The 13385-nt window shown below is 57.8% G+C and carries 10 protein-coding genes; 2 read left to right on the forward strand and 8 right to left on the reverse strand.

Annotated features, from left to right (window positions below; genetic code table 11):
* Window positions 1-16 precede the first annotated feature (16 nt).
* From nusA to HF320_RS05365, 8 genes are all read right to left on the reverse strand, one after another.
* Window positions 17-1282, reverse strand: a complete 1266-nt coding sequence (nusA, locus tag HF320_RS05330; protein ID WP_022386934.1) for a transcription termination factor NusA — start codon at window positions 1280-1282, stop codon at window positions 17-19.
* A 2-nt stretch (window positions 1283-1284) separates the two neighbouring features.
* On the reverse strand, window positions 1285-1779 hold the full coding sequence (gene rimP / locus HF320_RS05335) for a ribosome maturation factor RimP (protein WP_169277364.1): 495 nt from the start codon (window positions 1777-1779) through the stop codon (window positions 1285-1287).
* A gap of 163 nt (window positions 1780-1942) precedes the next feature.
* Window positions 1943-4513 (reverse strand): leucine--tRNA ligase, encoded by a 2571-nt coding sequence (gene leuS / locus HF320_RS05340; RefSeq protein ID WP_169277365.1) that lies wholly within the window; start codon window positions 4511-4513, stop codon window positions 1943-1945.
* Between the two features lie 306 nt (window positions 4514-4819).
* Window positions 4820-6331: an IMP dehydrogenase gene (locus HF320_RS05345; protein WP_169277366.1), complete on the reverse strand. Its 1512-nt coding sequence runs from the start codon at window positions 6329-6331 to the stop codon at window positions 4820-4822.
* 211 nt (window positions 6332-6542) lie between these two features.
* The gene (locus HF320_RS05350) at window positions 6543-7112 is read right to left on the reverse strand and encodes a manganese efflux pump MntP (RefSeq protein ID WP_169277367.1); all 570 of its coding nucleotides are present in this window, start codon (window positions 7110-7112) and stop codon (window positions 6543-6545) included.
* A gap of 74 nt (window positions 7113-7186) precedes the next feature.
* Complete coding sequence (locus HF320_RS05355) at window positions 7187-8068, reverse strand: PLP-dependent aminotransferase family protein (RefSeq protein ID WP_169277368.1); 882 nt, start codon at window positions 8066-8068, stop codon at window positions 7187-7189.
* Between the two features lie 103 nt (window positions 8069-8171).
* The gene (gene thrS, locus HF320_RS05360; RefSeq protein ID WP_169277369.1) at window positions 8172-9935 is read right to left on the reverse strand and encodes a threonine--tRNA ligase; all 1764 of its coding nucleotides are present in this window, start codon (window positions 9933-9935) and stop codon (window positions 8172-8174) included.
* A 130-nt stretch (window positions 9936-10065) separates the two neighbouring features.
* Window positions 10066-10497 (reverse strand): double zinc ribbon domain-containing protein, encoded by a 432-nt coding sequence (locus HF320_RS05365; protein WP_022386941.1) that lies wholly within the window; start codon window positions 10495-10497, stop codon window positions 10066-10068.
* A 232-nt stretch (window positions 10498-10729) separates the two neighbouring features.
* On the opposite strand from HF320_RS05365, the gene HF320_RS05370 reads away from it, so the two are divergent.
* Together HF320_RS05370 and HF320_RS05375 are read left to right on the forward strand one after the other, a co-directional pair.
* Window positions 10730-12160, forward strand: a complete 1431-nt coding sequence (locus tag HF320_RS05370; RefSeq protein WP_169277370.1) for an NAD(P)/FAD-dependent oxidoreductase — start codon at window positions 10730-10732, stop codon at window positions 12158-12160.
* A gap of 48 nt (window positions 12161-12208) precedes the next feature.
* A complete protein-coding gene (locus HF320_RS05375) occupies window positions 12209-13303 on the forward strand; it encodes a M24 family metallopeptidase (protein ID WP_211158957.1) in 1095 nt (364 codons plus the stop codon).
* Window positions 13304-13385: the final 82 nt, after the last annotated feature.

Genomic DNA, 13385 nt, shown 5'->3' on the forward strand with positions numbered 1-13385 from the left:
CAATCGCGCCTTCCCGCTAGATCAGATCCTCGGCTTCCGAGATGTAATCGGACTCGCCCTCACCCATGTTCACGGGATCGTGCACGCCGCAGAATCGCGAACCGGGACGAGCCTGGTTGCGGCAGCGGATGCCGTCCTCGTTGACATACGCACAGCGCTCGGGCTCATCGTCGGACAGCAGGTCGTCTGCCGGCTGCTCCTCGATAACGGGAACGTTCTTCAAGATATCGGCTGCGAGCGTCTCGTTCTTGATGTCGATGTGCCAGCCAGTCAGGCGGGCAGCAAGGCGTGCGTTTTGGCCCTCTTTACCAATGGCAAGAGAAAGCTGGTCGTCGGGAACGATGACGCCGGCGTAGTTCTTCTCCTCGTCAATCAACACGCGAGTGACCTTGGCCGGGGACAATGCGTTGGCAACGTAGACGGCGGGATCGGCATTCCACAAAATGACGTCCACGCGCTCACCGCGAAGCTCACCCACGACAGCGCGGACGCGGCTGCCCTTGGGGCCAACGCAGGCGCCCACGGGATCAAGACGATCGTCCAGGGAGTGGACGGCGACCTTGGATCGCTGGCCCGGCTCGCGGGCGATGGACTTGACCTCAACGGTGCCCTCGTAGATCTCGGGCACCTCCTGCTCGAAGAGACGCTTGATGAGGGCCGGGTGCGTACGGGAGATGACGATGGGCGGACGGCTGTGCTCGCCGCGCACGGGCGGCACGGTGGAGTTGGGGTCGCGCACGTCGATGATAACGGCCTTCAGACGCTGGTTGTGCAGGTAGCGCTCACCCATGGGGCGCTCATTGCGCTCGTCCTCGTAGCGGTGAAGGTCGAAGTGCGGAAGCTCGGCCTCGACGCCCTCGCGGATCTTGACAATCGTGAAGTCGGGCGTGGACTGCAGCACGGTACCGGTGATGATATCGCCGATACGGCCAGAGAACTCCTCGTAGATCTGCTCGCGAGCAGAATTGCGCACGATGGCGTTGATCTCTGCCTTGGCGTGCTGGGCTGCGATGCGAGAGGTGTCCTTCGGGGTGACGTCAATCTCCTCGAAACGAGTGTAATTGCCCTCTTCGTCCATGGAGTCGTCGTCGGGAATCAGCTTGTACACGTAGATCTTGCCGGTGGAGCGGTCGATGGTGACCTTCGCGCCCCAATCCAGGTGAAGAATCTCAGCGTAGCTCTTAGCGAGCGACTGCTCCAGACGATCGATGAGGTAAAGCTGATCGATATGCCTCTCCTGGCACAGGGCCATGAGGGCTTCCATCATCTCGGATGCTGCCATATCTATTTACCGCCCTTCTCTTTCTTGAAGTCGAAGGTCGGCTTCAAGGTACCTTTCTTCACGTCGTCAAAGGAGATGCTCGTCTGCTCCCCATCCTCGGTCTCGAGGGTGACAGAAGCCTCGTCGGCCGCAGCGATGATGCCCTTATATCGACGCTGGCCCTCGGTTGCAATGGCCGAAAGCTCGCAGCGCTCACCAATGAACTTCTGGAAGTCCGAAGGACGACGCAGGGGACGAGCCATACCCGGGGAAGAGACCTCGAGCGTATAGCTGCTCGAAATGGGATCCAAACCCTCGACAACATCACTTACCCAGCTGCTCTGCGCGGTCACCTCATCGAGCGAAATGGACTCGCCATCGAGATTATCGATCCTCACGCGGACACACGGCGCCTTGGTGGCACCTACGACCTCGACGTCGACGATATCGACACCGTGGTCGGCGGCTACTGCCTCGAGCGCATCGATGATGCTCTGCTCTACCTTGGTCTTGACCATGCAACACCTCCTCATACAAAAAAGAAGCGGGGTCGAAACCCCACTTCTCACGGCTTAACTTCAATTGCTAAGCAAGTATAGCAAACCTGCAGCTAGATGCAAAGAAATCAAATGATACCAACGTTGGCGGCACCGATTTGCATCACATTATTTGCACAAATCGCTATTTAACCACCAGGTTCACAAGCTTTCCGGGAACGCAAATGGCCTTGACGACCGTCTTGCCCTCAAGCCACTTGGAGGCAACGCTTTCGGCGGCCGCCTGCATCTGCTCGGGCGTGGCACCGGTCGGAACCTTAGTGTGTGCGCGCATCTTACCGAGCACCTGGACTGCAATCTCCACCTCGTCCTCAACGGCCTCGCTCAAATCGAACTCCGGCCAAGGAGCGGTGTAGACGCTGCCCTCGTTGTGAAGGGCCTCATGCCACAGCTCGTCTCCCCAGAAGGGGCACACGGGAGCCAAAACCGACACGATGTCGGTGGCAACAAGCCTGCACAGAGCAGCGTTGCGCTCGCCAGCAGCCACGGCATTGAGATAGGTGCTAGCGGCATTGACGAGCTCCATTACGGCAGAAATTGCCGTGTTGAACTGCTGACGGTCAAAGTCCTGGGTGCAGCGGGCAATCGTGCGATGACGCTCGCGATAGAGCTTCATGTCGGCATCGGAGAACACGGACGTGTCGAGCACAGCGTTCGCGTCGCCATCGTTTGCAAGCCGCCACACGATGTTCCAGGCGCGCTTGATAAAGCGATTGGCACCGGCCACAGCCTTGGGATCCCAGTCGAAGTCTTTCTCGGGCGGAGCGATGAAGAGAATCGCCAAGCGCATGGTATCGGCACCATAGGGCTCGATCACGCTCGAAGGAGGTACGACGTTGCCCTTCGACTTGGACATGGTGTCGCCGTTCTCGTCCTTGACCATGCCCTGGCACAGCAGGTTGGTGAAAGGCTCGTCCACATCGAGGAAACCCATATCGCGCAGCGCCTTGGTAAAGAAGCGGCTGTAGAGCAGATGCAGGATAGCGTGCTCGATACCGCCGATATAGTTATCGACCGGCATCCAATGGTTCGCGGCATCCTTGCTAAACGGGAGTTCGGTGTTGTGCGGGTCGGTATAGCGCAGATAGTACCAGCTGGAACACGTAAAGGTATCCATGGTATCCGTCTCACGACGAGCGGGGGCACCGCACACCGGGCAGGTGGTCTCGTAGAAATCGCGACACTCGGCAAGCGTCTCGCCAGCACCGAGGTCGAGGTTCTCGGGCAACGTCACCGGCAGCTGGTCCTCGGGAACAGGAACGATGCCGCAGTGCTCGCAGTGAATGGCAGGGATGGGGTTGCCCCAGTAGCGCTGACGCGAGATGAGCCAGTCGCGCAGGCGATACTGCACGGAGCGCTTACCGGTGCCGGCAGCCTCGAGGTCGGCGACGATAGCCGCTTCGCCCTCGGAGTGCTTGCCACCCACCATGCCGGTGTACTTACCAGATTGGACAAGTGTGCCTTCGCAGGTAAGGGCCTCATCCCAGTCAACCGAGGTGACAACCGTGGACTTCTCGTCCTTGAGCTGGTCATACAAGGGGTCGTCATCGGAGAGGATGATGGGCACGATGGGAAGATCGTACTTCTTGGCAAACTCAAAGTCGCGCTGGTCGCCGCAGGGAACGGCCATAACGGCACCGGTGCCGTAGTCGGAGATGACGTAGTCGGCAACCCAAACCGGCACCTTGGCACCAGAAACAGGGTTCACGACATAGCGACCCGTAAAGGCACCATGCTTTTCCAAGGTACCCTGAGCGCGCTCGACGGCAGAGATGTGCTTGGCACCCTCTACGACCTCGCGCACAGCGTCCTCGTACTCGGTACCCTCGACCATCTCCATCAGGCCCTTGTACTCGGGCGCAAGCAGGAAGAACGTATTGCCAAACAGAGTGTCGGCACGCGTGGTGAAGACGGTGATCTTGCCCTCGTCGCCCTCGATGGGGTTGCCCTCGGCATCGCAAAGGGTGAAGTCTACTTCGGCGCCCTCGGAACGGCCGATCCAGTTTGCCTGCATCTGCTTGACGCGCTCGGGCCAACCGGGAAGCTTCTCCAGGTCGTCGAGGAGCTCCTGTGCGTACGCAGTGATCTTGATGTACCACTGCTCGAGATCGCGCTTTTCCACCTCGGAATCGCAACGCCAGCAACGGCCCTCGGTCACCTGTTCGTTAGCAAGTACCGTCTCGCACTTGGGGCACCAATTGACCGGGTTCTTCTTGCGATAGACCAGTCCGCGCTCCCAAAGCTTCTCAAAAATCCACTGGCCCCAGCGATAGTAATCGGGGCTGCAGGTCTTGACCAAGCGATCCATGTCATAGGAAAAGCCCATGCGCTTCATCGTGGCGAGCGCCTGATCCATATTCTTATAGGTCCAAGCCGCAGCCTGGGTATTGTGCTTGATAGCGGCGTTCTCGGCGGGCAGGCCAAAGGCGTCAAAACCGATGGGATGCAGCACGTCAAAGCCACGCATGCGAGCCTGGCGCGCCATGGCGTCGCCAATGGTGTAGTTGCGCGCATGGCCCATGTGAAGGTCGCCCGAGGGGTACGGGAACATCTCGAGCACGTACTTCTTGGGCTTAGCCGGATCGGTATCGACGGCAAAAAGGTTCTCGTCGTCCCAGGCCTTCACCCATTTTTCCTCAATGGTTTTCGCATCGTAGGCAGGAATCTCTTCCTTATGATCTGTGCAGTCGCACATATCGGCTCCTTTTAACTTGATTGGGGTCGGTCGGCCAGGCTTTACTCACCGCTGCGGACAGTCCTGCTCGCACGAAGGCCACATTAAGTGACCTTCGGCTCGTGCGGAACTTGCAGCGAGCAAAGCCTGGCCGACCGACCCTAGGGTTAACTTGGTTGATGATAGCAAATACGACAAGCGAGATGCCTGCGACTTGCAGGCATCTCGCTTTATCTCAATAACGTGGCGAAAATTCAGCCTTTGCTTGAAACCCATTCAAAACAGACGGGCTTCTCGGTACCGCAGATGCACCAATTGAAGGTGCGCTTAGCGATAGCTCACCGTCTGCTGAGTGTCCTTGACCACGACGTCGTGGGCGCCGCCCTCGACGATAGAGGTGGAGGAAACTAGGGTTAGGCGGGCCTTCTCCTGCAGCTCGGGGATGGAAAGCGCACCGCAGTTGCACATCGTGGACTTGACCTTGTAGAGCGTACCGTTGACGCCGTCCTTAAGGGAGCCGGCGTAGGGCACATAAGAGTCGACACCCTCGACAAAGCTGAGCTTCGCGGCGCCGCCCAGGTCATAGCGCTGCCAGTTGCGGGCGCGCGCAGAGCCCTCGCCCCAGTACTCTTTCATGTACTGGCCGTTGACGTTCACGCGATCGGTCGGGCTCTCGTCAAAGCGAGCGAAGTAACGGCCGAGCATCATGAAGTCGGCACCCATAGCGAGCGCGAGCGTCATGTGATAGTCATAAACGATGCCGCCGTCGGAGCACACAGGCACGTAAACGCCGGTCTCCTCGAAGTACTCGTCGCGAGCACGGCAAACGTCGATCAGAGCGGTGGCCTGGCCACGACCGATGCCCTTGGTCTCGCGGGTAATGCAGATGGAACCGCCACCGATACCGACCTTGATGAAGTCGGCACCGCAGTCGGCCAGGAAGCGGAAGCCCTCGGCGTCGACAACGTTACCGGCGCCTACCTTGACATCCTCGCCGTAGTTGGCGCGGACCCACTCGATGGTGCGCTTCTGCCACTCAGAGAAGCCCTCGGAAGAGTCGATGCACAAGACATCGGCACCGGCCTCGACCAGCAGGGGCACACGCTCAGCATAATCGCGGGTATTGATGCCGGCGCCAACCATGTAGCGCTTGTTGGAATCAAGCAGCTCGTTGGGATTGGTCTTGTGGCTGTCATAGTCCTTGCGGAACACGATGCCAATCAGGTGATCGTAATCATCGACGACAGGAAGAGCGTTGAGCTTGTTCTCCCAGATGACGTCGTTTGCCTTTTTAAGGGTGATATTCTTGTCGCCCACGATGAGCTTCTCGCGCGGGGTCATGAAGGTTTCGACCAAAGCGGAGTGATCGTCACGGGAAGGACGGTAATCGCGGCTGGTCACGATACCCAGAAGCTTGCCACGAGGGGTGCCATCGTCGGTGACGGGCATGGTGGAGTGGCCCGTCTTCTCCTTAAGGGCCATGACCTCGGACATCGTCATCTTAGGGGTGAGCGTGGAATCGGACTCGACGAAGCCGGCCTTATGATCCTTAACGGCCTTGACCATAGCGGCCTCGGACTCGGGGGTCTGAGATCCGTAAATGAAGGACATGCCACCCTCGGTGGCCAGGGCAACGCCCATGTCCACGCCGGAAACGGACTGCATGATGGCCGAAACCATGGGGATGTTAAGGGTGATTGCGGGCTTCTCGCCGCGCTTGAAACGCGTCAGCGGCGTCTTGAGAGAAACGTTGTTGGGGATGCATTCCGATGAGGAATAGCCAGGTACGAGCAGATACTCAGAAAAAGTGTGGGACTCACCGGGAAAGAACGTTGCCATGTTTCTCCTTCTAACATCGCCGACGACTAGCTGCAAGCCTCGTGGACCCAGCCCTACCGTCGCGCCCTATATATAGCTTTGTTATCTTAACGCGCGACGCCATGACAAAACAGCTTTTTGCCTAAAGTCCACGGAGTCTTCGACACCGGAGATGAAACTTGGTACGCAGGCTAAATGGCGCATCCAAGCAGTCACTATCCCTTTGCAGAAATTAGATGAGCAGCGCTTTAAGACCGATGCAAACCAGCACCGCGCCGCCCGCCACCTGAGCATGGACGCCAAAACGCTCTCCAAGCTTTTTGCCCAGCACAAGCACCGCAAGGCAGCATCCAAAGGTCGTGGCACCGATCATCGAGCCGTACAGGACAATGCTCTTACCCGTTGCGGCAAACGAAACGCCAACGATAAAGGCATCGATGGAGGTGGCGATGGATTCGACAAAGAGCCCACACCAGGTAAGGTGCGAGGATGCGGCTTCACCTGGGCTGCGCATCTCCTGTAACGCTTCCCAAATCATCTTGCCGCCCACGATGCCGAGGATAACAAACGAAACGATACCGGCATAGGCATCGATATACGAAGCCACCAGCATACCGCCAAAGTATCCAAGCACGGGCATGGCCATCTGAAAGACGGCGAATGCAAGCGGCATGGCAATCTTTTTTGCCTTCGGCATATGAGGTTCTGCCAGCAAGTTGGCCAGCGTGACCGCCATGGCATCCATGGCAAGCGCCACGCCTAAAAAGACGCTCTCAACAATATCGGCGCTATCAAAGAACATTGCCGCCCCTCCCCAGAAGCAAACGATGAGCGCAAGCGTATACACCGCACGGTGACGCTATCTGATTAGCTAACTCAAACCTTACGAAGAGCGTTATCAACCTGATCGATAAGCTCGAACACGTTACCTTCACCCATGTTGAAAAGAAGATATGAGCCGCTCTCCCCTTTTATAAGAGTCACCGTCGTGCCACCCAAAAGATGTAACTGTTCCGCCTCGGTGCCGCCAAGAAGCTGAAAAACTCGAAGTGAACTGCTTTCGCCAGAAAGTCCAATAGAAACAAGAGAGCCAAAACCATGACGAAGCAGGCTTGCTGCGGCAGCATGGTCGGGATGCGAAGCTAGCCCCGGATACCAGCAGGAATCAATTAGCGGATTCGCCGCGGCGTACTCAGCAAAGGCACGCGCAAAGTCAAACCGCTTCTGAAGACTTTGTTGATACGAAGAGCTGCACACGTGCTCAAGAGCATCCCGACAGGCGGGAGAGATATCTCCTTCTGGCACGAGCGAACGGAATGCCTGCTCGGCATACGAGTCGAAAACACGACCTCGCTTTCCCGAGCGTGCTACACAAACTGCATAGACCCCGGCGCGCAAGCGCTCAACGCAAACCGATGCGCCGGCATCAAGCGGATCACAACCAAATGAAGTAAGACTGGAGATATCGAGCACCAAAGAGGCATGCGCCTCATGCGCGGCAGCAGCCAACGAACGCATATCGGGCACCCGAAGATGCTCGCCATGCACGGCATCTTCAAGGAAAAAGAGCGGTGGTTCGCCCACCAAAGAAAACGCAGGCTTGCATATCTCGGGAACTTCTCCGTTTACAAAGACACCAACAACGGTGCCCTCCCTCAAGATACCAACCTTCCGCAGCGCCTCCAGAGAGCTTGCTGCCTCGCACACCCGCACGGCGCGGGCATGCAGCCGATTTGCATAATGTTCCAGCGCAGTCAAAAAAACTCCTCTATCGACCTATACGCAAAACGCCCGGCGGAATAAATCCGCCGGGCGCATCAATTACATCATTCGTTCGCCAAGGCAGAATCGCACAAAAGCACTACGCGCGCGTGCGAATCTCCTCGGTAACCTTGGCGATAAACTCGTCGACCGTGGAGGGAACCGTCTCGTTGGAGCGATCGCGAACGGAAATGTTGCCGGCCTCGGCCTCTTTCTCGCCCAGGATGAGCATATAGGGAACGCGATCGATACCGCGAGCCTCGCGGATCTTGTAGCCGATCTTCTCGTCGCGGTTATCGACCTTCACGCGAATACCAGCGGCATCGAGCTTAGCTGCGACCTCGTTGGCGTAGGCGCGGCTCTTCTCAGAGACGGGAAGGACATCCACCTGCACCGGAGCAAGCCACGTGGGGAACTTGCCCGCATAGTGCTCGATCAAAATGCCAATAAAGCGCTCGATGGAGCCAAAGCACACGCGATGCAGCATGATGGGGCGCTTCTTGGAACCATCGGCATCGGTGTACTCGAGGTTGAAGTTGATAGGCATCTGGAAGTCCAGCTGCACGGTACCGCACTGCCAGGTACGACCGAGCGAATCCTCCAGATGGAAGTCGATCTTGGGGCCGTAGAAGGCGCCGTCGCCCTCGTTGACCTCGTAGTCCTTGCCAAGCTGTTTGAGGGCATCGCGCAGGCCCTGCTCGGCACGCTCCCAGTCCTCATCCGAGCCCATGGAGTCATCGGGGCGCGTGGAGAGCTCCAGGTGATACTTGAAGCCAAACTTCTGGTACACGGAGTCAATCAGATTCACGACGCCCACGATTTCGTCGGTGAGCTGGTCGGGGCGTACAAACAGGTGCGCATCATCCTGATTAAAGCAGCGAACGCGGAACAGGCCATGCAAGGCACCGCGCAGCTCATGACGATGGACAAGGCCAATCTCGCCCGCACGAATGGGCAGCTCGCGATAAGAGTGCGGCTTAGCGGCGTACACAAGCACGCCACCAGGGCAGTTCATGGGCTTGATGCAGTACTCCTCGTCATCGATAAGGGTGGAGTACATATTGTCCTTGTAGTGATCCCAGTGACCGGAGGTCTTCCAAAGCTGCTTGTTCATGATAAGCGGCGTAGAAATCTCGACGTAGCCGGCATCGTGATGGATCTCGCGCCAGTAATCGAGCAGGGTATTCTTAAGGACCATGCCGTTGGGCAAGAAGAACGGGAAGCCCGGTGCCTCATCGCGCATCATGAAGAGGTCCATCTCGGCGCCAATCTTGCGATGGTCGCGCTTCTTGGCCTCCTCGAGCAGGCGCATGTGCTCGTCAAGCTCCTCCTTGGTGGCAAAGGCAACGCCGTTCACGCGCGTGAGCATCTTGTTGTCCTTGTCGTTTTTCCAATAGGCACCGGAAACGCCGGTGAGCTTGAAGGCCTTGAGCGCTTTGGTATAGCAGACGTGGGGACCGACGCACATGTCGATGTACTCGCCCTGCTGATAGAAGGTGATGCGAGCGTCCTCATCGAGGTCGCCGATGTGCTCGACCTTATACTTCTCGCCGCGCTCCTCCATAAGGGCGATAGCCTCGGCGCGGGGCAGCTCGTACACGCTGAACTTGAGGTTCTCCTTCACGATCTTTTTCATCTCGTCCTCGATGGCGGGGAAATCGTTCTCGGAGATCTTCTGGCCATCGGGCAAATCGATATCGTAGTAGAAGCCGTTGTCGGTAGCAGGACCATAGGCAAAATCGGCCTCGGGATAGAGGCGCTTGATAGCCTGGGCCATGACATGGGCAGCAGAGTGACGAACAACGTGCGTTACCTCGTCCTCGGGCAGCTCGGCCACCGTTCCATCGTTATAGAGGGCCTTCATACGATTGTTCCTTCCGTATCGAGTAATCGCTCACGTTACGCAAGCGATGATTATACAAGTGCCCGCCGCTCCGTGTTGGAGCGGCGGGCAAACACTGGCGCACTTTTACAACCGGCAAGCGGCGCGTGCGCTATTGAATGTGAGTTCGGCAGTAGGGGCACACCTTCCAGTGGGCATCGAGGGGACGATGGCAGCTGGGGCAGACGTTGCGCACCTGGGTGTTGCACACGGGGCACACCACAAAGTCCTTCTCGATGGGGCTGCCGCACTTGGGGCAGCTGCCGTACTGGGCAAGCTGGCGCTCGCGCAGCGCCATATCGAGTTCTTGCTCCTCGCGGTCTGCAATATAAGAGTTGGGACGCAGCACCAGATAAGCGATAAGACCCACGAACGGGATAAGAGAGACGATGCCCCAGGCCCAAAAAGCGTTAACGCCACGGCGCTTGGCATCGATAAACACATACACCACGGAAAGGATGTACAGAGCGGCGATAAAACCAACGAACAGATAAATCGCCATCATGAGTTGCGGCGACATGAGCTCTTGGATGTACTTAGACATGCGAGTTACCTTTCGAATCCCCCAGCGAGCAGGAAGGTCAGAATTGCTTTGCTATTCTACTCCCCCTCTCGCCAATCTCCTAATGCAGACACGCTATTGACATAGATACCGGGAAAATATCTGCAAGAATCCCTAGCGATGCGTCAGCGGTCCGTATGCCCAAACGACGATTTTAATAGCCTACATGGGGTACCATGGAAGGCAGAGTTCGGCATCAGGGAATCGAGGCCTCATGCAACGCTATGACATCGCAATTATCGGCGGCGGTATCGTTGGATGCTGTATCGCTCGCCAGCTTGCCCGCTACGACGTGAATGTCGCCGTGGTCGAAGCCGCAAACGATATTGCGTGCGGCAGCAGCAAGGCCAACGGCGGGCTGGTCCACGGTGGATACGACCCCAAGCCAGATTCTATGAAAGCCCAGGTCAATGCACGTGGATGCGAGCTCTATTCCCAATGGTCCCAAGAACTCGGCTTTGCTTTCGAGCGTCCAGGGTCCATGGTTCTCGCATTTAATGACGAAGATAGGCACACGCTCGATCGCCTGCGCACACAGGGCGTGAAAAACGGGGTACGCGGTCTTGCAATCGTTGGTCCCAAGCGCATCCACGAACTCGAGCCCCGTGCAAGCGAGATGGCGGTTGCCGCCCTTTGGTGTACGCAGACGGGCTATGTCGACCCCTTTGACGTTGCGATCAGCGCCGCAGAAAACGCCGCAGCGAATGGAGTCGATTTCCTACGCGGTCACAAGGTCACGCAAATCGCGGCGAAAAATGATGGATTCGAGATCGAGACGAGCGCCGGAAGTCTCTGGGCACGGCGTATCGTCAACGCCGCAGGTAACGGTTGCGCCGAAATCTCGCGCATGGCAGGTGCCGAGAAATTCAATCTCGTATGGAGACAAGGCAATATCCTCGTGCTCGACCGCGAGGTGCACCCGTACATGCCGCTCTACCCCACCCCCACTCCCGTGAGCAAGGGCGTGATCGTTACCGGAACCGTTCACGGCAACACGGTTGTCACCGCCACCGCCGCCATCCGCGAGCCAGGCGATACCGACACTTATGCAGCCGATATGCAAAAGCTGCTGGACGGAGCGCAAAAACTCGCTCCCTCGCTCGATACGCGCCGTGTAATCCGCGCCTTTGCCGGAGGACGCGCCGTCATCGATGGCCTCAACGACTTCCTCATCCGCCGCTCCACACTCGTGCCCGGTTTTATTCAAGTCGCAGGCATTCAGTCGCCCGGCGTGGCGAGCGCGCCCGCCATTGCTCAAAAGGTCGAGGGGCTGCTGCGCGAAGACGGAGCCGTACTGCATGAGCGTGCAGACTATCAGCCCCTCCGTCGGCCGCCAGTCGACTTTGACCAGCTGGATATCGACGCGCAAGACGAGCTCATCCAAAAAGACCATTTCTGGGGAAAGATAGTTTGCCGCTGCGAAACCGTGCCCGAGGCGGAGGTCATCGCAGCCATCCATCGCACACCCGGGGCGGTTTCGGTCGAAGGCGTTAAGCGCCGTTGCCGTGCGGGGATGGGCCGCTGCCAAAGCGGTTTTTGCCAAAGCCGCGTCGTCGAGATTCTTGCTCGCGAGCTCAATTGCACACCGGAGGATGTGCTGCTCGAAGACGCTGGTTCGCAGATTGTGAGCGGTCCCGTAAAGTAATTGCCCATCCAAGCATCACGATGCAGTAAACCCGATTGGAGTTTTCTCATGGCACAGGTGAATATGGAGCGCGTCGAGCGCATGCTGAAGAATCTTGAAGCATCGCATGCCGATGCCCAGATATTGATTAATGATCCGTGGTCGATTTATTACCTCACGGGGTTTTATGCCGATATGTTCGAGCGCTTTTGCGGTGTGCTACTTGCGCGCGGCAAAGAGCCCGTCATCATGGTTAACGCTTTGCATCAGCTACCAGAGTATGAAAACGCGCGCGTTGCCTACCATACCGATACCGATGTTGTTGCCAAAGCCATCGCGCAAGAAATCGATCCCGCAAAGCCGCTCGGAATCGATGAAGTCATGCGCTCCGGCTTTTTGATGCCCCTGATCGAGCGCCATGCCGCAAGCGAATTCTTCCTGGGAAGTTCTGCCGTCACCGCCGCGCGAGCAATCAAAGACGAGGAAGAGCAAAACCTGATGCGTATCTCTTCCGCTGCAAACGACGCTGTGATAGCCGATGCCATCCAGCTTGTGCACGAAGGCGTAACGGAGCGCGAGATAGCCGATCAGATGCTCGAGCTCTATCGCAACCACGGCTGCAACGCGTTCTCGTTTCCTCCCATCGTGAGCTTTGGCGCCAATGCGAGCGACCCGCATCATGAGCCCGATGACACTGTGCTCAAGCGAGGCGATGTGGTGCTGTTCGATATCGGTGGACGCTACCGCAATTACTGTTCGGACATGACGCGCACGTTCTTTTGGGGAGAGCCCGACGAGGAGACGACGCGCGTCTATGACGTGGTACGCCGCGCAAACGAAGCCGCCGAGGCGCTCATTGCCCCCGGTGTGCGGTTCTGCGACCTCGATCGTGCTGCACGCGACGTTATTGAGCAGGCAGGCTACGGAGAGTATTTCACGCACCGCCTGGGTCACTCGATTGGCCTGCAAGACCACGAGCCGGGCGACGTCTCGCTTGCCAATACCGATACGGTACAGCCAGGCATGACGTTTTCCATCGAGCCGGGCATCTATCTTCCCGGCCGCACCGGCGTGCGCATCGAAGACCTAGCCCTCGTCACCGAAGATGGCGTAGAGATTCTCAACAGCTACTCTCACGCCCCCATCACCCTCCGTGACAGCTAGTCGATATGTGACAAAAAGACGACAGGTTTAATCTGTCACATTCTGCCATTTGACGAAAGCTGATGAAAAAGGACCGCCGATA

This window comes from Collinsella acetigenes, from assembly GCF_012844445.1.
Taxonomy (GTDB): domain Bacteria; phylum Actinomycetota; class Coriobacteriia; order Coriobacteriales; family Coriobacteriaceae; genus Collinsella; species Collinsella acetigenes.

Excerpts from the sequence above, each read along its gene's own strand:
- HF320_RS05345 (WP_169277366.1), bottom strand. The coding sequence starts at position 6,331 with ATGGCAACGTTCTTTCCCGGTGAGTCCCACACTTTTTCTGAGTATCTG.
- HF320_RS05375 (WP_211158957.1), top strand. The coding sequence starts at position 12,209 with ATGGCACAGGTGAATATGGAGCGCGTCGAGCGCATGCTGAAGAATCTT.
- thrS (WP_169277369.1), bottom strand. The coding sequence starts at position 9,935 with ATGAAGGCCCTCTATAACGATGGAACGGTGGCCGAGCTGCCCGAGGAC.
- HF320_RS05350 (WP_169277367.1), bottom strand. The coding sequence starts at position 7,112 with ATGTTCTTTGATAGCGCCGATATTGTTGAGAGCGTCTTTTTAGGCGTG.
- HF320_RS05370 (WP_169277370.1), top strand. The coding sequence starts at position 10,730 with ATGCAACGCTATGACATCGCAATTATCGGCGGCGGTATCGTTGGATGC.
- HF320_RS05365 (WP_022386941.1), bottom strand. The coding sequence starts at position 10,497 with ATGTCTAAGTACATCCAAGAGCTCATGTCGCCGCAACTCATGATGGCG.
- nusA (WP_022386934.1), bottom strand. The coding sequence starts at position 1,282 with ATGGCAGCATCCGAGATGATGGAAGCCCTCATGGCCCTGTGCCAGGAG.
- leuS (WP_169277365.1), bottom strand. The coding sequence starts at position 4,513 with ATGTGCGACTGCACAGATCATAAGGAAGAGATTCCTGCCTACGATGCG.
- rimP (WP_169277364.1), bottom strand. The coding sequence starts at position 1,779 with ATGGTCAAGACCAAGGTAGAGCAGAGCATCATCGATGCGCTCGAGGCA.